13 protein-coding genes are annotated in these 18,303 nt (G+C 69.9%); 6 read left to right on the top strand and 7 right to left on the bottom strand.

Annotation, left to right across the window (positions count from 1 at the left end; translation table 11 throughout):
• Nucleotides 1–6: 6 nt before the first annotated feature.
• The 3 genes from AB0J58_RS19065 to AB0J58_RS19055 all read right to left on the bottom strand — a co-directional run bounded on the left by AB0J58_RS19065 (nucleotide 7) and on the right by AB0J58_RS19055 (nucleotide 3,491).
• A complete protein-coding gene (locus tag AB0J58_RS19065) occupies nucleotides 7–390 on the bottom strand; it encodes an Lsr2 family protein (protein WP_364217281.1) in 384 nt (127 codons plus the stop codon).
• Nucleotides 391–1,440: 1,050 nt separating this feature from the next.
• Complete coding sequence (locus AB0J58_RS19060; protein ID WP_364217279.1) at nucleotides 1,441–2,547, bottom strand: DUF5925 domain-containing protein; 1,107 nt, start codon at nucleotides 2,545–2,547, stop codon at nucleotides 1,441–1,443.
• Nucleotides 2,548–2,606: 59 nt separating this feature from the next.
• Nucleotides 2,607–3,491: a LysR family transcriptional regulator gene (locus AB0J58_RS19055; protein WP_364217277.1), complete on the bottom strand. Its 885-nt coding sequence runs from the start codon at nucleotides 3,489–3,491 to the stop codon at nucleotides 2,607–2,609.
• A gap of 69 nt (nucleotides 3,492–3,560) precedes the next feature.
• On the opposite strand from AB0J58_RS19055, the gene AB0J58_RS19050 reads away from it, so the two are divergent.
• Together AB0J58_RS19050 and AB0J58_RS19045 are read left to right on the top strand one after the other, a co-directional pair.
• Nucleotides 3,561–4,526 (top strand): DMT family transporter, encoded by a 966-nt coding sequence (locus AB0J58_RS19050; RefSeq protein ID WP_364217275.1) that lies wholly within the window; start codon nucleotides 3,561–3,563, stop codon nucleotides 4,524–4,526.
• A gap of 342 nt (nucleotides 4,527–4,868) precedes the next feature.
• Nucleotides 4,869–6,647, top strand: a complete 1,779-nt coding sequence (locus AB0J58_RS19045; RefSeq protein ID WP_364217273.1) for a peptidoglycan-binding protein — start codon at nucleotides 4,869–4,871, stop codon at nucleotides 6,645–6,647.
• Here AB0J58_RS19045 and AB0J58_RS19040 read toward each other — a convergent pair.
• Genes AB0J58_RS19040 through AB0J58_RS19025 form a run of 4 tightly spaced genes read right to left on the bottom strand, consistent with a single transcriptional unit; the run spans nucleotide 6,640 to nucleotide 12,121 of the window.
• The gene (locus AB0J58_RS19040; protein WP_364217271.1) at nucleotides 6,640–7,641 is read right to left on the bottom strand and encodes an oligopeptide/dipeptide ABC transporter ATP-binding protein; all 1,002 of its coding nucleotides are present in this window, start codon (nucleotides 7,639–7,641) and stop codon (nucleotides 6,640–6,642) included. The two genes, AB0J58_RS19045 and AB0J58_RS19040, sit on opposite strands and share 8 nt — an antisense overlap.
• Entirely contained in the window at nucleotides 7,631–9,553 is a 1,923-nt protein-coding gene (locus AB0J58_RS19035; RefSeq protein ID WP_364217269.1) for a dipeptide/oligopeptide/nickel ABC transporter permease/ATP-binding protein, read from the bottom strand. The genes AB0J58_RS19040 and AB0J58_RS19035 overlap by 11 nt, the downstream gene beginning before the upstream one ends.
• A complete protein-coding gene (locus AB0J58_RS19030; protein ID WP_364217267.1) occupies nucleotides 9,546–10,481 on the bottom strand; it encodes an ABC transporter permease in 936 nt (311 codons plus the stop codon). The genes AB0J58_RS19035 and AB0J58_RS19030 overlap by 8 nt, the downstream gene beginning before the upstream one ends.
• Nucleotides 10,478–12,121, bottom strand: a complete 1,644-nt coding sequence (locus AB0J58_RS19025; protein WP_364217265.1) for an ABC transporter substrate-binding protein — start codon at nucleotides 12,119–12,121, stop codon at nucleotides 10,478–10,480. Before AB0J58_RS19025 ends, AB0J58_RS19030 begins: the two co-directional genes overlap by 4 nt.
• Before the next feature lie 150 nt (nucleotides 12,122–12,271).
• On the opposite strand from AB0J58_RS19025, the gene AB0J58_RS19020 reads away from it, so the two are divergent.
• The 4 genes from AB0J58_RS19020 to meaB are packed head-to-tail and all read left to right on the top strand — an operon-like array spanning nucleotide 12,272 to nucleotide 17,864.
• Entirely contained in the window at nucleotides 12,272–12,997 is a 726-nt protein-coding gene (locus AB0J58_RS19020; protein ID WP_364217263.1) for a TetR family transcriptional regulator, read from the top strand.
• A 10-nt stretch (nucleotides 12,998–13,007) separates the two neighbouring features.
• On the top strand, nucleotides 13,008–14,747 hold the full coding sequence (locus AB0J58_RS19015) for a methylmalonyl-CoA mutase family protein (RefSeq protein WP_364217261.1): 1,740 nt from the start codon (nucleotides 13,008–13,010) through the stop codon (nucleotides 14,745–14,747).
• On the top strand, nucleotides 14,744–16,894 hold the full coding sequence (scpA, locus tag AB0J58_RS19010; RefSeq protein WP_364217259.1) for a methylmalonyl-CoA mutase: 2,151 nt from the start codon (nucleotides 14,744–14,746) through the stop codon (nucleotides 16,892–16,894). Before AB0J58_RS19015 ends, scpA begins: the two co-directional genes overlap by 4 nt.
• Nucleotides 16,878–17,864 carry a methylmalonyl Co-A mutase-associated GTPase MeaB gene (meaB, locus tag AB0J58_RS19005; protein ID WP_364147751.1) on the top strand — a complete coding sequence of 329 codons (987 nt, stop codon included), beginning with the start codon at nucleotides 16,878–16,880 and terminating at the stop codon, nucleotides 17,862–17,864. Before scpA ends, meaB begins: the two co-directional genes overlap by 17 nt.
• The last annotated feature ends 439 nt before the right edge of the window (nucleotides 17,865–18,303 follow it).

Below are 18,303 nucleotides of genomic sequence, written 5' to 3'. Positions count from 1 at the left end.
TGGCCGCTACCGGCCGGACGTGGTCTGCGGGGTCTTCTTGGTCGCCGCCTTGGCCACGCTGGGGTCGCCCGCCGCGAAGGCCTCGGCGACCTTTCCTCCGATGCGCCCGCGCTCACTCACCTCGATTCCGTGGGACTTCGCCCACGCCCGGATCTCGGCGCTCCGCTCGCGGTTGCCGCCGGAACCCTTCGCCCTGCCCTTGCGGCCCAGGGAGGTGCTCGCCTTGCGGGCGGCGGACTGGAAGGGCTTGAGGGCCTCGCGGAGTTTTGTGGCGTTCTTGGTGCTCAGGTCGATCTCGTAGGCGGTCCCGTCCAGGCCGAACGAGACGGTCTCGTCCGCCCGCTTCCCGGTGATGTCATCGGTGAACGTGACGACTTGCTGACGTGCCATTGTGTCACTCCTTAATCTTGGCGCCAGAGTGTGCGGCTGTGAACCCGGCCGACGATGGCTCCCGCGTCTCTTCCCCGGTAGTAAAACTCTAGCCCCTCCTTTCGCCGTCGCGCCGGGAAACCCTGTCCGCCGGAGATCCACTTGCTCGGGTTAATTACCCGAGGCCGAACTCCGGCGTCTCCACGTCATTGGGAAATGCTTCCCGCCGGCGAGGGATTAAAAACGACGGCGGCGCCGGAAGCCCCTTGGTGTCCTGTATCCCGGGATCTGCCGGTTACCCCTGGCGGGCTTTCCGGATGGAGGTGTCCGAGCGCTTTGGAGTTTCGTGACCTCCGGGTGGGTTCCGCCCCGGTCGCTGGGAAAAAATCGACTTCGGCCACTTGGGGGCGTTCCGGTCCATCGTTCCGCTGCCGTTCGTTTCGAGGGCCCCATCGTGTCGGCCGTGACATCCTTCCGGGGGTACGGGTGCGTCCCCCGTCCCGTTTCCGCTGGTCGTGGCAGCTGCTGGGATGAGACTCCGGCGGAGAGTGGCGAGCGGGGCCGGGTCCGTCGGGAGGGGGACGGCGGCGGAGGGGCGCCGTGAGACCCGCTCCGGAGGTTCGTCGGACAATTCACACATGCCCGGTGTCTGTCACCGAACGTGCTGCGGGATTTCCGGAGGACAAATGACTTCCTCGCGCTCCGGAATGCGAGCCGCGTGTCCCCGGTTTTGCCGGCACGCCAGAGATCCGGATGCGTTCGAAGGCGGTCACCGACACATGGTCGATCACATTGGGGTGTGGTCTCGACACTCTCGGGTGAGGCAAGGCGCGCCGCGCGGACCGTATGATTTCGGGCGTCTCGCATTGTGGGCGAGCGGGACCGTGGACCCCGTTTGCTCCTTGACCGCCATTGGCCCGTTCCACCGTCCGGGCGGACCAACAAGCGGCGTTCCCCGAATTGTTCGGGTAACGGCCGGAGAGTGATACGGGCATTCCCCGCTCCCGCGGGCGTGTCGTCTCGTCCTGTTCTGTTCCGTACGGGGGAAGCCGAACCCCCGTACGGCGGAGGTTAGAGATAGAGGCCGGTGTTCTCGGGAACGGCCGTGCGGCTGAACGCGCCGTCGCGGAGCGCGAAGAGCTCGGCGAGGGTCGCACCGGCGGGAGAGAGCCCCTCGGTGCCGCCGAGCCACTGGGCGGCCTCGTCGTAGGGGAGAGAACCGATCTCGATCTGGGCGAGGCAGCGGCCCGGACGGGTGACGGCCGGGTGGAGACGGGCCAGATCCTCGTTGGTGGTGATGGCCACCAGGACGTCACGGCCCTGGCCGAGGAGGCCGTCGGTCAGGTTGAGCAGGCGTGACAGGCCCTGTCCCGTGGCCTCCTTGGCGCCGGACCTGATCAGTTCGTCGCAGTCCTCCAGCACCAGGAGCCGCCACCGCTTACCGTCGTCCTCGTCAAAGCCGACCGCGACCTCCATGAGGTAGCCGGGGGAGTGGAACAGCCGCTCCGGGTCGAGTACGCAGTCGACCTGGCACCACGACCGCCACTCGTGGGCGAGCGTGCGCAGCAGCGTGGTCTTGCCGGTGCCCGGCGGGCCGTGCAGCAGGACCAGCCTGCCGTGCGCGTCGGAGGCGGTGACGGACATCAGCCGCGACAGCCGCTCGCTGACCGACCTGGCGTAGTTGCCGGAGATCTCCGCCCAGGGGGAGGCGGTGATCGGCTTCTCCGAGCGGCGGCTGCCGTGCGGCCCCTGCCACCAGAAGCCCATCTCGACGTGGTCGCTCTCGGGGGCGGGCTCCTCGGCGTCCTTGATGATCTCGTCGATCACCGTGCGGGCCAGTTCCTCGTCGACCGCGGTCACGCTGACCGTGGCGGCACGGTCGCGGTGGCGGACCACGCGCAGCGTCCAGCCCTCCCCGCGCAGCAGCCGCGAGTCACGGCCGTCCTTCTCCGTCGCCGCCCGGAGGAGCGTCCCGGAGGCGGGGGTGAGGGAGGCGTCGGGGCGGACCCGCTCCAGGTTCGCGGTGCACGACCAAGGCTGGACCCCGGTGGCGAACGGCGACAGCGCGAGGGCGTCGATCACGTCCACCGCGGAGTCGGCGTCGTCGAGCCAGATCCTCATCGGCAGCTCCGCCGGGCGGGGCTCCGGGGAGAAGTGGACCTCCTTGAGTACGGACATGGCGGTAATGATCCTCTTGGCGCGTCCGCCGGTCGACGGGTTTTCGCAAGGGGCCGGGCTCAGGGGGCCGCCGACGGCGCGGGAGCCTCGGGGGCGGTGCGGAGCAGGGCGTCGACCAGGGGGCTCGGCGGGCGGGTCAGCGGACCGGTGAGGACGAGGGCGCGGGTCAGGGACGGCTTCAGCGGGATCATGACGAGCCCGGGGGTGAGGAGACCGCGGCCGAGGTCGGGAACCGTCGAGACGCCGATACCGGCGGCGATCATGCCGATCAGCGTGCCGAGTTCGCGCACATGCTGGGCCGGAGCGTAGGGGACGCCCGCCAGGGAACACAGGACGCGGGTCTGTGGCTCGCAGCCCCCCTTGGAGACGAGCAGCGGATCCTCCACCAGCTCGGCCATCGTGATGTGTTCCTGGCCGGCCAGGGGGTGGTCGGCGCGGACCACCGCGTGGAAGGCGTCGCGGCCCACCACCACATGCGCGGGGGGAGGGGGCAGCGGATCGACGAGGATCGCGGCGTCGACGACTCCGGTCTCCAGCCAGGGGGACAGCTCGTCGTCGTCGCCCTCGAAGACCTGCACCTCGACACCGGGGAGTTCCGCGCGCCACGTCCGCATGAGCTGGGGGAGCAGCCCGCAGCAGACCGTGGGCGGGGCGGCGACGCGGACAACCCCGGTGTGCTGCCCCAGGTGTGCGGAGACGGCCTCGTCGATGGCGGCCACCGAGGCGAGCGCCGCCTGGGCGTGCGGCAGGATCGTCGCCCCCAGGGCGGTGGGTCCCACGCCTCCGTGCCGCAGCACCAGCGGTGCGCCGAGAGCGCGCTCAAGTGCGGCGAGCGCGTGGGAGACCGCCGACTGGGACATGCCCAGCTCCTCGGCGGCCACGCCGAAGCCGCCGTTCGCGATCACGGCGGTGAAGACTCGGAGCTGCGCGACCGTGGCACTCATGAGGACATCTCATCACACGGGCCGGGAAACTCATTGGACACATGGTCCGGGCCTGATGAGACTGCTCCGGTGACCCGTGAAGGAACCTCCCCGGCATCTCCACAGGTGCGGACGGCCGACGCCGCGCCGCCCCCGGCGAGCCGGTCCGTGCTCGCCCAATATCTCGCGCTGGCCCTGACCTGGGGGGCCAGCTTTCTGTTCATCAAGGTCGCTCTCACCGGCCTGTCCCCCGTCCAGACGGTGCTGGGCCGTCTCACGCTGGGAGCACTCACCCTCAATGCGATCATGCTGGTCACCCGTCGGAGGTGGCCGAGGCAGGCGAGACTCTGGGCGCACCTGGGAGTGGTCGCACTGCTGCTGTGCGTGGTGCCGTTCCTGCTGTTCGCCTGGGCCGGGCAGCACATCCCCTCGGGGCTCTCCAGTATCTACAACGCCACGACGCCGCTGATGACGATGTTCGTGACCCTGGCCGCGCTCCGCCAGGAGCGCCTGGGCGCGGCGGGGATGCTCGGCCTGCTGCTGGGCGCGGCCGGTGTCGTCGTCGTCCTGGCCCCGTGGAACCTGACCGGGGCCGCCGGCCCCGGGTGGGCGCAGGTGGCCTGCCTGGGGGCGACGTTCTGTTACGGCCTGGCCTTCGCCTACACGCGGCGCTTCGTGGTCTCCTACGGCTACGACGCCCCCACGGTCGCCGCCGCCCAGATCAGCGTGGCGGCCCTGGTCATGCTCGCGCTGAGCCCGCTGCTGGCAGGCGGTCCGGTGCGCCTGGACCCGCCCGTCGTGGCGAGCATGGCCGCCCTGGGCGTTCTGGGTACGGGGCTCGCCTACATCTGGAACACCGCGGTCATCGCCCGTTGGGGGGCGACGGCCGCCTCGACGGTGACGTACCTGACCCCGCTGGTGGGTGTCGTCCTCGGGGTGCTCGTCCTGGGCGAGGCGCTGACGTGGAATCAGCCGCTGGGCGCGGTGGTGGTCATCGTCGGCATCATGACCGGCCAGGGCGTGTTCAGCTCCTGGTCAGGTCGCCGGTCTCGGTGACCAGGCCGTTGTCTTCCGGCAAGGCTGGGCTCTCCGTGCCCGTCTGATGTCGCGGCCTGCCGGGTTTTGACGGTCAATCCGTGGTTTCGACACCTCCGCGTGTGGCAGAGGTACGTCCGCACCGATGTCATTAGACACGGTGTGACGGTCCAATGGCAGATGGTATTTGGGTGAACCGCTCCAAGTGTCGGAAGGTAACCGATAGTGTCTGTTGGGCCATCCATCGAGCATTTCGCGTCGCCTGCCCCTCTGGAGACACCTGTGGCTGACATCGTGCCTCGTCGTGACTGGGGGGCTCGCCCTCCTCGCGGGTCGTACTCGCCTCTTTCCTCCACTAAAGGAGTGAAGGTTCACTACACCGGCGGGCGAGTCGATCCGGCTATCATCGATGATCATAAAAAATGTGTGGCCTTGGTTAAGTCCATCCAAAACCATCACATGGATGGAAACGGGTGGATGGATATCGGCTACTGTGTCGATGAGCGGACGGAAATTCTCACTCGGGAGGGCTGGAAAACATACCGGGAACTCCGTGTGGGGGACATGGCGCTCACCTTGAACCATGGGACGGCAATGTCGGAATGGCACCCTGTCCTTGAGGTGTGCGTATTCCCGGCGATGGAACGGGACATGGTGCGGATGGAGGGTTTTTCGCACTCCTCGTTGACGACGCCGCATCATCGTTGGCCCGTCGAGCGCTACCGGCGGCGTACCGGTACGGAACGTCAGAAGAGTAGTGATGGAAAATGGCTTCCCACCGGTGGGGTCCAACGATCCGTTACCGGCTACGAACGCCTGTGGGTGACTTCCGAGACCATTGGTTACTGGGACAGAATCCCGATTGCCGCCCCATGTGCCGATTTGCCGACCGAGGCGAAGTGGTCCGACGCGTTCGTCGAGGTGATCGCCTGGTTCTGGACCGAGGGGCACATCAAGCCGGGCCGTGGCGCCAAGTCCACCAGCGTGGCCATCTATCAGTCGCTGAAGAATTCCGTGAATGTCGCGAGTATCAGATCTGCCCTCGGTGAGCTGTTCGGTCCTCCGGTCGACAAGTTCCCCCGCGTCGGGAGCGTCACTGATGGTGTCCCGCGTTGGCGTGAGGTCGTCAATCGGCATCTCGTGGAGTTCCATCTTTCGTCTGACGCCGGTGGTCACCTTCTGGAAATGGCGCCCGGCAGGGTTCCTGGGTTTGACTTCCTGCTCACGTTGACCAAAGCTCAACTCGCTTTGTTCATCGAAACCTCTATGCTCGCTGACAACGCGGGAAAGGACAGGCTGGCGCAGAAGGACCGAGCCGCTGCGGAGGCATTTATGTTCGCGGTTCTGCTGTCAGGTAGGGCTGCATCCCTTCGACGTATACCACCGACCCGGAGCCGTAACACAGACATGTGGCTGGTCACCATTCGACAACAGCGAAACTTCGCTCCCCGAAGTGCGGCCACCAGGAAAACCGCCAGGTTCGAGATCGAGCGGCAGAAATACCATGGTGAGGTGTGGTGCCCGCGTACCGAGAACCAGAGTTGGCTTGCGCGCCGGGATGGTTCTGTCTACTTCACAGGGAACACCATGCTGGTCTGTCCGCACCGGAAGGTCTTCGAGGGCCGGGGCCCGAATCACGTGCCGGCCGCCAACGGCGCCGGTCTCAACAGCGGTCATTACGCGGTGCTCGGCCTGGTCGGCTCGTCGGGGCTCACCAAGCCGACCGACGGCATCCTGCACGGCATCCTCGACGCCATCGAATACCTCAGGGACAAGGGCGGGGCGGGCAAGGAGATCAAGGGCCATCGCGACGGCTACTCGACCAGCTGCCCCGGCGAGCCCCTGTACGCGTGGGTCAAGCGGGGTGCCCCCCGTCCCGGCGGAGGGACCACCAACCCGCCGGAACCGCACCCCTCCTTCCCCGGCCGCACCCTCAAGCAGCCGCCGATCATGAAGGGCGAGGACGTCCGCACCTGGCAGCGGCGGATGCGCGACCGAGGCTGGAACATCGACGTCGACGGTCTGTACGGCCCCGCCTCCAGTGATGTCTGCGCGAAGTTCCAGAAGGAGAAGGGGCTGCCCGTCACCGGCGCCGTCGACCGCGCCACCTGGGACGCGGCCTGGCAGGAACCCGTCAGCTGACCGGCGGCTCCTCCCGCCCGGGTGCCTGCGGATGGTGACAGGCCACCCACTGGTCGGGGCCGATCCGCCGCATGAGCGGTTCCTCCGCGGCGCACCTGGGCGCCGCCGCGGGACAACGGGTCCGGAAGCGGCACCCGCTGGGCGGCGTCACCGGGGACGGGGGTTCCCCGCTGATCAGCCGGTCCGCCGGGGGCAGGGCCAGGCCGCTCCGGGGGACGGAGGCGAGCAGCGCCCGAGTGTAGGGGTGGGCGGGCCGCCTGACCAGGGTGTCGCCCGAGGCCAGCTCGCAGGTCTTGCCGAGGTACATCACCAGGACGCGGTCGCTGACGTTCTTGACCACCGCCAGGTCGTGGGCGATGAACACCAGCGTCAGCCCGTAGCGCTTCTTGAGCTCCTCCAGCAGGCTCAGGATCTGGGCCTGCACCGACACGTCCAGCGCGGAGACCGGCTCGTCGCAGATCACCACCTCCGGGTCGAGCACCAGCGCCCGCGCGATGGAGATCCGCTGGCACTGCCCGCCGGAGAACTCGTGCGGGCGCCGGTCCGAGGCGGTGGCCGGGTCCAGGCCCACCGCCTCCAGCATCTCGTCGACCCGCTCCTCCCCGGTCCCCCAGACGCGTGGCCCCTCCGCGACGATGTCGCGGACCCGCCGCCGGGGGTTGAGCGACGAGATCGGGTCCTGGAAGATCATTTGAAGTCGCCTGCGGGTCCTGCGCAGCGCCTCGCCGCGCAGGCCGGTGAGCTCCACGCCGTCCAGCCTGATCGAGCCGCCCAGCGGCGCGGGAAGCTGCATCAACGCCCGCGCGGCGGTGGACTTCCCGCAGCCCGACTCGCCCACGATGCCCAGCGTCTCCCCTCTGGCCACGTCGAAGCTCACTCCGGAGACCGCGTGCACGCGGCGGCCGTGGCCGGCGGGGAACTCCACGACCAGGTCCTCGACCCGGAGCAGCACCTCCTCGGGGGCACGGAGATGGGCGCTTCCGCTACCTGCCACGGGTGTCCACCCCTTCGATGTCGATTCCGCGGTCGAGCTCGCGCTCCCGGCCCACCAGCTCCGGATACCAGCAGGCGTACAGGTGGCCGGGGGTCTCCGCCTCGGCCAGTGGAGGTGCCTCGGTCCCGCACCGTTCCCGCGCGTACGGGCAGCGGGGGCTGAACGCGCACCCGGAGGGAGGGTTCGCCAGGTCCGGTGGGCGGCCGCCGAGGAGCCGGAGCGGCTGGTGGGCGGGGTCGGTGAGCCGCGGGACGGCCCGCAGCAGCGCCTCGGTGTACGGCATGCGGGTGCGCTCGAACAGCGCCTCCGCGGGCCCGCGCTCGACCACCCTGCCCGCGTACATGACGATGACCTCGTCGGCCCACTGCGCGACCACGGCCAGGTCGTGGCTGACCAGCACCGTGGCCATGTCGCGTTCCTGGCGCTGGCGGTGGATCAGCCGCAGTACCTGGTCCTGGATGGTGACGTCGAGCGCGGTGGTCGGCTCGTCGGCGAACAGCACGTCGGGGCCGCAGGACAGCGCCATCGCGATCGTCACCCGTTGCCGCATGCCGCCGGAGAGCTGGTGCGGGTAACGGCGCAGTACCCGCGCGGGCTCGGGGATGCCGACCGAGGCGAGCAGTTCGGCGGCTGTGGCGCGCGCCTGCCTCCGCTTCATGCCCAGATGTACCCTGAGCGGTTCCATCACCTGGGTGCCCACGGTCCTGACCGGGTTGAGCGCCGTCATCGGGTCCTGGAAGACCGTCGCCAGCCGGGTGCCGAGCACCCCGCGCAACTCCTTCGGAGGCAGGGTGGTGAGGTCGCGGCCCTCAAGAAGGACCTCTCCGTCGCGCAGCACGCCCGCGCCGGGCAGCAGGCCGAGCACCGAGCGGATCAGCATGGTCTTGCCGGAGCCCGACTCGCCCACCACGGCGAGCGTGCGGCCACGTTCCAGGGTGAAGGAGACGCCGTCGACCGCCCTGACGACGCCGCGCCCGGTCACGAAGTGGGTGCGCAGGTCGCGGACCTGGAGCAGCGCGTCCCCCGCCCGGTCCTCCGCCGCGGTGGTGCGGCTCCCGGCGGCGGGCGCGAGCGCGGGGGCGCGCCGCCCGGGTTCCAGACCGCTCTGCCGTACGTCGGTCAGTGCCCGGAGCCGGTCGCCGACGACGTTGAACGACAGTACGGTCAGGAACATGACGAAGGACGGGGCGAGCACGACGAACGGGGCGTTGTCCATCACCGCGCGGCCCTCGTTGATCAGTCCTCCCCAGGTCGGGGTGGGGGCCTGGACCGACAGCCCGAGGAAGGCGAGGCTGCCCTCGGCCACCACGGCGATCGCCATGCCGATGAAGGCGTAGGAGGCGGCCGGTACGGCCACGTTGGGGGTGATCTCCCGCAGCAGGATCCGCCGATCCCGTGCGCCCAGGGCGCGGGCCGCGACCACGAACTCCCGGCCGGCGAACGACAGGGTGGCGCCGCGGATCAGCCGGGTCCAGGCGGGCACGCCCAGCACGCCCAGCACGATCAGCACGTTGGTCAGGCTCGCCCCGGCGAAGGCGACCACGGCCAGCGCGAACACCAGCGAGGGGAAGGCGAGCGCGATGTCGTTGAAGGCCATGATCACCGAGTCCGTCGCCCGCCCGCGGTATCCGGCCAGGACGCCGAGCGGCGCGCCGACCAGCAGGCCGAGCAGCACCGCCCCGACGCCGACGCCGAGCGAGACCCGCGCGCCGTGCACGACCCTGCTGAGCACGTCGCGGCCGAGGCCGTCGGTGCCGAACGGGTGCGCGAGGCTCGGTCCGGCCTGGGGCGGCCCCGCCAGGGTCTCGTCGTAGCGCGGCAGTGGCAGCAGGTCGGCGGCGAGGGCGGCGCCGAGCACCAGGGCGATCCAGGCGGCCGAGATCCAGAACCCCCACCCCGGCCGCCTAGGCATGCCGGATCCTGGGATCGACGGCCGCGTAGACCAGGTCGACGGCGAAGTTGACCAGCACGTAGCCGACCGAGATCAGCACGACGCCTCCCTGCACTGTCAGATAGTCGCGGGAGAAGATGGAGTCGACGATGAGCCGTCCGACGCCGGGCAGCCCGAAGAGCGTCTCGATGATCACTGTTCCGCCGATGAGCGCCCCGAGGTTGAGGCCGACGGCGGTGACCAGTGATATCGCGGACGGCCGCAGCGCGTGCCGCCACAGGATGCGCCGGGGCGACAGGCCCCGGGCGCGGGCCAGGGTGATGTAGTCCTCCTGGAGGGTGGCGATGAGATCGGTGCGCAGCAGCCGCGCGTAGACGGCCATCTGCCCGCAGCCGAGGGTGACGGCGGGCAGCAGCACCGAGGTCAGGTTCCAGCCCAGGTCGAGGGAGATCGGGGTCCAGCCGGTGGCGGGGAGCACCTGGAGCTTGACGGCGAAGACCAGGATCAGCACCACGCCCAGCACGAACACCGGTGTCGACAGCAGGCCGAAGCTCAGCGTGGTGAGCACCTGGTCCAGCGTCCGCCCCGCCCTGCGGGCCGCCGCGACCCCGACGGGCACGGCGAGGCCGAGCGCGATCAGCTGCGCGGCCACCAGCAGTTCCAGCGTGACGGGCAGCCGCTCGGCGAGAGCCTCGGCGACCGGGACGCTGGTGATGTAGGAGGTTCCCAGGTCGCCGGTGACCAGGCCGCCGAGCCAGCCCAGGTACCTGACCGTCAGCGGCTGGTCGAGGTCGAGTTCCGCGCGCAACTGCGCGCGGGCCTCCTCGCTCGCCGACAGGCCCAGGATCTGCGTGGTCGGATCGCCGGGGAGCAGGTTGAGCAGCACGTACGACAGGAAGGTGACGACGAGCAGCACGACCAGCAGGCGGACCAGCCGGAGCAGGATCACGGGTTGCCGATCCAGACCTGCGAGAACGGATGGGAGGGGACGGGCGCCCCGGTCAGCGGCACCCCCGCCTCGCCGTCGGGCAGGAGGTAGTCGCCGATGCCGCCGACCTTGGTCTTCGCGATCACCGCTCCGGTGTTGAGGTGGTCGACGAAGACGTACGGGACGAGTTCGCGCAGTCGCTGCTGGACCGTGGCGTAGGCGTCCTTGCGCACGTCGTCCTGGGGGTTGCTCCGGCCGCTGTCGAGGGCCTGGCTGAGCCTGGAGTCCTTGAGCCGGCTGAAGTTCAGCGAGATGCTCCCGACGGGCATGGCGTAGTTCTGGTGCATCCAGACGTACTCGCCGTCGGGGTCGGGGGCGGAGAACTGTGTCCACACGGTGGCCTGGAAGTCACCGGTCACGGCCCGGTTCACCAGGTCCGCCTGGTCGACCTGCTTGATCCGCACCTCCACTCCCGCCTTGCGCCACATGTCCTGGGCCAGCTCGATGCCCTGCATGGTGTTGGGGTCGGGCGGTGTGATCACCTCGAAGGTGATCTCGCCCTTCTCCGCCTCGACCTCGCTGATCAGGGCCTTCGCCTTGGCCAGGTCGTAGGCGGGGTAGTCGCCGCCGGGGGCGTACCACCTGGAGTCCTTCGACCAGGGGCCGTCGGCCTCCTCGGTCAGCCCGCCGCGCAGTGTGGAGATGACCGCCTTGCGGTCGGTGGCGTAGGCCAGCGCCCGGCGCAGCCGGAGGTCGTCGAAGGGCGGCGCGGCGGTGTTCAGCATGAACATGTACTCGGGAACCGCCATACCGGTGGTCCGTCTGATCGTGTAGGCGTCCTTGAGCGCGCCGAACTTGGTGATGTCGTCGTCGCGGCTGGTGCCCATCGCGTCGATCCCGCCGGCCTCCAGCGTCTGCGCCCGGGTCTGGCTGTCGGGCAGGATGCGGAACTCGACCTCGTCGAGGTAGGGAAGCCCCTTGCGCCAGTAGCCGGGGTTCCTGGTCACGACCATGCGACTGCCGGGCGTGTACTCCTTGAAGAGGAAGGGCCCGGTTCCCACCGGCTTGCGGCTGGCCGCCTTGGGGTCGGCCAGCGCGGAGGGGGGAACCATCATGCCGATCTGGGTGGCGAGATGGTAGGGATAGGCCACCCACGGGCCCTTCAGCTTCACCTTCACGGTCATCGGGTCGGTCAGTTCGAAGGAGTCGACCGGAGTGAGGGCCGTGCTGGTCAGCGGGGACGCCTTCTGCGCGTCCAGGTTGGCCTTGACCGTCCGCCCGTCCAGCGGCTCCCCGGTGGAGAAGGTGATCCCCGGGCGCACCTTGATCGTCCACTCGTCGGCGTTGGTGTTGGGGGTCAGCGACTGGGCCAGGACGGGCTTCCAGTCGCCGTCGGCGTCCACGCCGACCAGGGTCTCGATGATCGTTCCGGCCATGCTGTAGCTCGTGGTCGCGAACTGGTCGGTCACCGGGTTGAAGCCCGCCGCGTCGGCGCTGAGGCCGTAGACCAGGCGCCCGCCCCGTACCGGAGAGGCGCCGGTCGCCGCCGGAGCACTGTCCGAGGGCGCGGTGGGCCGCTCGCCGCTACAGGCGGCCAGCACCGGTGTCAGCGCCAGTGTCAGCGAGGCGAGCCACGCCGTGGAAAACGTCAGGCGTTTCACGTGCATCTCCTCCAGGTAGGCCCCCCGCGAGTGATTCACCGATAGTACTATCGGTGAAAAATCGCACAAGTCCCTGAAGGGGGTTGTTTGCGCCGGGTATGAGTGGAAGTTCGCCGGTAGGCTTATCGGTGGACGGAAAGCGAGGCGGCAGTGACGAGCACACCCCTGAGCAGGAGCGAGGCCAAGGATCTGACCAGGCGCCGCCTCATCCGCGCCGCGTTCGCGATCCTCGACGAGGAGGGTGAGGCGGGGCTGACCACCGTCAAGGTCTCAAAAGCGGCGGGGATCGCCCAGTCCAGCTTCTACGTGCACTTCAAAGACAGGCAGGAGTTGCTGCGGGCGCTCGGCGAGCAGGCGGGGGAGCGGCTGCGGGGGGCGATGCGCGAGGCGCGGCACAGGGCCCGCGAGGTCCCCGGCGACAGGGAGCGCCACCGCGAGGCCTTCCGGATACCGCTGGAGGCCATCTGCAGGCACCCCGCGCTCTTCCGCCTCGGCCTGCGCGCCCGGCACGACCCGTCGTCGCCGCTGCAGGAGTTCGCCGTCGAGACCGCCGCCGCCTACCGGGCACACCTGGTCGCGGACCTGGCCTCGTTCGGCTTCCCGACCGAGCGGGAGAGCGACAGGCGCCGCCTGGAGATGATCGCCGACGGGATCGGCGCGCTGACCAACGCGATGGCGATCGGCCACATCGACGGGCGCTACCCCGACCTGGAGGAGGCGGTCGACGTGCTGGTCGCCTTCTCGTACGGTTATCTTAGACTGCTGCGTAAGGATTCTTCCGCATGGTCCGGGAATCCCCGTTCGGCTCCCTCCGACGCCCCTCCTGCTGAGGTTTGTCCAGAGCCCGGGGAGAGTTCGAAAAAAGGCAACCTTTAGTATCCGGTGCATGACGGTGTCGCCTGAGGAACCCCGACCGGCCGCCGAGTTCCCACCGACCACGCGTGAGCGATGGCGGGAGCTGGCGCTCGGGGTATTGCGCAAGTCCGGGGTCGAGACCGGCTCCCCGGAGGAGGCGTTGGCCTCCACCACCTACGACGGTGTGACGATCGCACCGCTCTACGACGCGTCCGATCTGCCCGGCGATCCCGGCCTTCCCGGATCCGCCCCCTACATCAGGGGCTCCGCCCCCGAGGGGGGCTGGGAGGTGCGCCAGCGCCACGAAGTGCCCGATTCCGAGGCGATCCTCACGGACCTGGAGAACGGCGTCACCTCACTGTGGCTCACCCTCGCCCCCGAGGACCTGCCGCGAGCCCTGGAGCGGGTCCACCTGGATCTGATCTCGATCACGCTCGACGCGGGCAGGCGGACCCGCGAGGCGGCCGAGGTGCTCCTCGGGCTGGCGGGCGAGAGCGCCGGCACGCTGAAGGGGAACCTGGGAGCCGACGCGCTCGCCGACGCGGAGACCGCGATCGAGCTGGCCCGCCGCTGCGTTCGGGACCACCCCGGCCTCAGGGCCGTCACGGTGGACGCCACCGTCCATCACGACGCGGGAGGCGGTGACGCCGAGGAGCTCGGTTGCTCCCTCGCCGCCGGAGTCGCCGCGCTGCGTACCCTGACCGGTGCCGGCCTGACCGTGCCCGAGGCGTTCGGGCAGCTGGAGTTCCGGTACGCGGCCACCGCCGACCAGTTCCTCACCATCGCCAAGCTCCGGGCCGCCCGCAGGCTCTGGGCGCGTGTCGCCGAGGTGTGCGGCGCCCCCGACGGGGGACAGCGGCAGCACGCGGTGACCGGCTCGGCGATGATGACCGCCCGCGATCCGTGGGTGAACATGCTCCGCACCACGCTCGCCTGTTTCGCGGCCGGGACCGGCGGGGCCGACGCGGTGACCGTCCAGCCCTTCGACGCCCGCCTCGGCCTGCCGGACGCCTTCGCCCGCCGCATCGCGCGCAACACCCAGTCGCTGCTCGTCGAGGAGGCCGGTGTGGCCCGGGTGATCGACCCGGCCGGCGGCTCCTGGTACGTCGAGCGGCTCACCGAGGACCTGGCCGCGCGCGCCTGGGAGTGGTTCCAGGAGATCGAGCGCGCCGGGGGCGCAGGGACGGCCGAAGGCTCCGCGCTCGTCGCGGAACGGCTCGCCGCCACCTGGGAGCGGCGCTCGGCCGACATCGCCAGGCGCCTCGACCCGATCACCGGCGTCAGCGAGTTCCCCGACCTCGCCGAGCGGCCCCTGGTCAGGCAGGCCCGGCCCACCGGGAGTACCGGGGTGCACTACGCGCAGGAGTTCGAGTCGTTGCGCGACCTGGCCGACGCTCAGGCGAGCCGGCCGAAGGTCTTTCTGGCGACCATCGGCCCGGTGGCCGCGCACACCGCCAGGGCGTCGTTCGCGGCCAACCTGTTCCAGGCGGGCGGCATCGCCACCGTGGCAGGTGGCGATGCGACGGACCCCGCGGAGATCGCCGCCGCGTTCTCCGCGGCCGGTACCGAGGTCGCGTGCCTGTGCTCCAGCGACCGGCTGTACGCCGAACACGCCGAGGCGGTGGCCGCCGCGCTGAGGGATGCGGGGGCGCGCAGGATCTGGCTGGCGGGAAAGGGCGGGTTCGAGGGCGTGGACGCCAATCTCTACACCGGATGTGACGCTCTCGGCGCGCTCCGGACGACCTTCGACGACCTGGGGGTGGCTCGATGATTCCCGACTTCTCCGAGATCGAACTCGGTGCGCGACCGGCGGTGCCCGGCCCCGACGCGGGGGACGGATCTCGTGGCCCGGTCTGGGAGACGCCCGAGGGGATCGACGTCAAGCCGCTCTACACCGCCGCCGACACCGACGGTCTCGACTTCCTGGAGACCTATCCCGGCGCCGCGCCCTATCTGCGCGGTCCGTATCCGACCATGTACGTCAACCAGCCGTGGACCATCCGGCAGTACGCCGGCTTCTCCACCGCGGCCGAGTCCAACGCCTTCTACCGGCGTAACCTGGCGGCCGGGCAGAAGGGACTGTCGGTCGCCTTCGACCTGGCGACCCACCGGGGCTACGACTCCGACCACCCGCGCGTCGCCGGGGACGTGGGCATGGCGGGCGTGGCCATCGACTCCATCTACGACATGCGGCAGCTGTTCGACGGGATCCCCCTCGACAGGATGAGCGTGTCGATGACCATGAACGGCGCGGTGCTTCCGGTGCTCGCGCTCTACGTCGTGGCCGCCGAGGAGCAGGGGGTGGCGCCCGAGCAGCTCGCCGGGACCATCCAGAACGACATCCTCAAGGAGTTCATGGTCCGCAACACCTACATCTACCCGCCGGGCCCCTCGATGCGGATCATCTCCGACATCTTCGCGTACACCAGCGAGAGGATGCCGAAGTTCAACTCGATCTCGATCTCCGGCTACCACATCCAGGAGGCCGGGGCCACCTGTGACCTGGAGCTCGCCTACACCCTCGCCGACGGGGTGGAGTACCTGCGGGCGGGTGTCGAGGCGGGCATGGACATCGACAGGTTCGCGCCGCGCCTGTCGTTCTTCTGGTGCATCGGCATGAACTTCTTCATGGAGGTCGCCAAGCTGCGGGCCGCCCGGCTGCTCTGGTCGCGGCTGGTGTCCGGCTTCGGAGCCAAGAACCCCAAGTCGCTCTCGCTGCGGACCCACTCGCAGACCTCCGGCTGGTCGCTCACCGCCCAGGACGTCTACAACAACGTCGTCCGCACCTGCGTCGAGGCGATGGCCGCGACCCAGGGCCACACCCAGTCGCTGCACACCAACGCGCTGGACGAGGCACTGGCCCTGCCCAGCGACTTCTCCGCGCGGATCGCCCGCAACACCCAGCTGCTGCTCCAGCAGGAGTCGGGCACCTGCCGGGTGATCGACCCCTGGGGCGGTTCCTACTACGTCGAGCGGCTCACCCACGAGCTGGCGACCAGGGCATGGGCCCACATCGAGGAGGTGGAGGCCGCCGGGGGCATGGCGAAGGCCATCGACGCCGGGCTGCCCAAGCTCCGCATCGAGGAGGCCGCCGCCCGTACCCAGGCGCGCATCGACTCCGGGCGCCAGCCGGTCATCGGCGTCAACAAGTACCGGCCCGACGCCGACGAGCCCATCGAGGTGCTCAAGGTCGACAACACCTCCGTACGCGCCCAGCAGCTCGACAAGCTGCGCCGCCTGCGTGCCGAGCGCGACCCCGGGCGGGTGGAGGAGGCACTGACGGCACTCACCAAGGGGGCCGCGGGCGACGGGAACCTGCTCGCGCTGGCGATCGAGGCGGCCCGTGCCATGGCCACGGTCGGGGAGATCTCCGATGCCCTGGAGCGGGTGTTCGGGCGGCATGCGGCACAGATCCGTACGATCACCGGCGTGTATCGCGAGGAGGTGGGATCCGGCGTGGACGCGGTCCGCGAGGCGTGCGCCGAGTTCGAGCGGCTGGAGGGCCGCCGCCCCCGCATCCTGGTGGCGAAGATGGGCCAGGACGGTCACGACCGGGGCCAGAAGGTGATCGCCACGGCCTTCGCCGACCTCGGTTTCGACGTGGACGTCGGCCCGCTGTTCCAGACGCCCGAGGAGGTCGCCCGGCAGGCGGTCGAGGCGGACGTGCACGTGGTCGGCGTGAACTCGCTGGCCGCAGGCCACCTCACGCTCGTGCCCGCGCTCCGCGAGGCGCTGGCCGAGCTGGGCGCGGAGGACGTCATGATCGTGGTCGGTGGGGTCATCCCGCCGGGCGACTTCGACGAGCTGCGCGCCGCGGGCGCGAGCGCGATCTTCCCGCCCGGCACCGTCATCGCCGACGCGGCCAAGGGGCTGCTGGCGGACCTGCTCACCCGGCTGGGCCATGACGCGAACGCTTGACGACTACGTCCAGGGGGTGAAGGAGGGCTCCAGGGTGTGGATCGCGCGGGCGATCACACTGGTGGAGTCCTCCAGGGCCGACCACAGGGAACTGGCCCAGCGGCTGCTGGCCGAGCTGACCCCGCTGGCCGGCGCGGCGCGCAGGGTCGGCATCACCGGCGTGCCCGGCGTCGGCAAGTCCACGTTCGTCGACGCGCTCGGCACGCGGCTGACCGGGGAGGGCCACCGGGTGGCGGTGCTCGCCGTCGACCCGTCCTCGACCCGTACCGGCGGGAGCATCCTGGGCGACAAGACCAGGATGTCCCGCCTGGCGGTCGACCCGGCCGCCTTCATCCGCCCCTCGCCCACCTCGGGCACCCTGGGCGGGGTGGCCAGGGCGACCCGCGAGGCGATGGTCGTGGTGGAGGCGGCCGGGTACGACGTCGTCCTGGTGGAGACCGTCGGCGTCGGCCAGTCGGAGACCACCGTCGCCGACATGGTCGACACCTTCCTGCTGCTCACCCTGGCCAGGACGGGCGACCAGCTCCAGGGCATCAAGAAGGGCGTGCTGGAGCTGGCCGACGTGATCGCGATCAACAAGGCCGACGGCGCCGAGGGCAGCTCCCACGAACTGGACGCGCGCAAGGCCGCCAGGGAACTCGCCGGAGCGCTCCGCCTGCTGGGCGCGGAGCGGACGCCTCCGGTGCTCACCTGCAGCGGGATGACCGGTAACGGCCTGGAGGAGGTCTGGCACCAGGTCGTCAGGCACCGCGACGCGCTGGAGGCCTCGGGGGAGCTCGCCGAGCGCCGCCGTCGCCAGCAGGTCCGCTGGACCTGGGCGATGGTCACCGACCGGCTGCTCGCCCGGCTCCGCGAGCACCCCGAGGTCGTGGCGATCGTCACCGAGGTGGAACGCGAGGTCGCCGAGGGTGAGGTCACCCCCTCGCTGGCCGCCGACCGCATCCTCGCGGCCTTCGACAGGGGCGACTGACGACTCCGGGCACGGGCCTCAGGTAACCCTGGGTGACCTCGGGTGATGGCGCCGACGAGAGACCGATCCGCCATTTAAGCGACCGTGTTAAGCGCAGGTTAACGAGGTCTGTGTCCGGAACTGGCAAGGTTTATATCGAATACGAGCTTGATCACTTCTGGTAGATCATGTGATACTTCGTGCAAAGATTTACCAATGCTGCGATGTGATGCACTTTAGTGCTTAAAGCAGGTAATGAGACAGGCGAGGAGACTCGGAGCGCCCTAGCGGGACTGTCGGCTGGTCGGCCCTGATTCGCCGGTTGACCAGTCGTTGTCCGCGCGCCGAGTGAGTGTGGGACAAGTGGGATGTCCCGTTTCCGAACACCGCCGTGCTCACCCGCGCGGGCGGTTGTCTCATGCTGCGCGAATTCACATCACGTGAGGCGGGAGACGTTTGT

The organism is Streptosporangium sp. NPDC049644 (assembly GCF_040675205.1).
Classification (GTDB): domain Bacteria; phylum Actinomycetota; class Actinomycetes; order Streptosporangiales; family Streptosporangiaceae; genus Streptosporangium; species Streptosporangium fukuiense.
The sequence above is the reverse complement of the archived record's forward strand: the minus strand, read 5'-3'. Positions and strand labels throughout refer to the sequence as shown.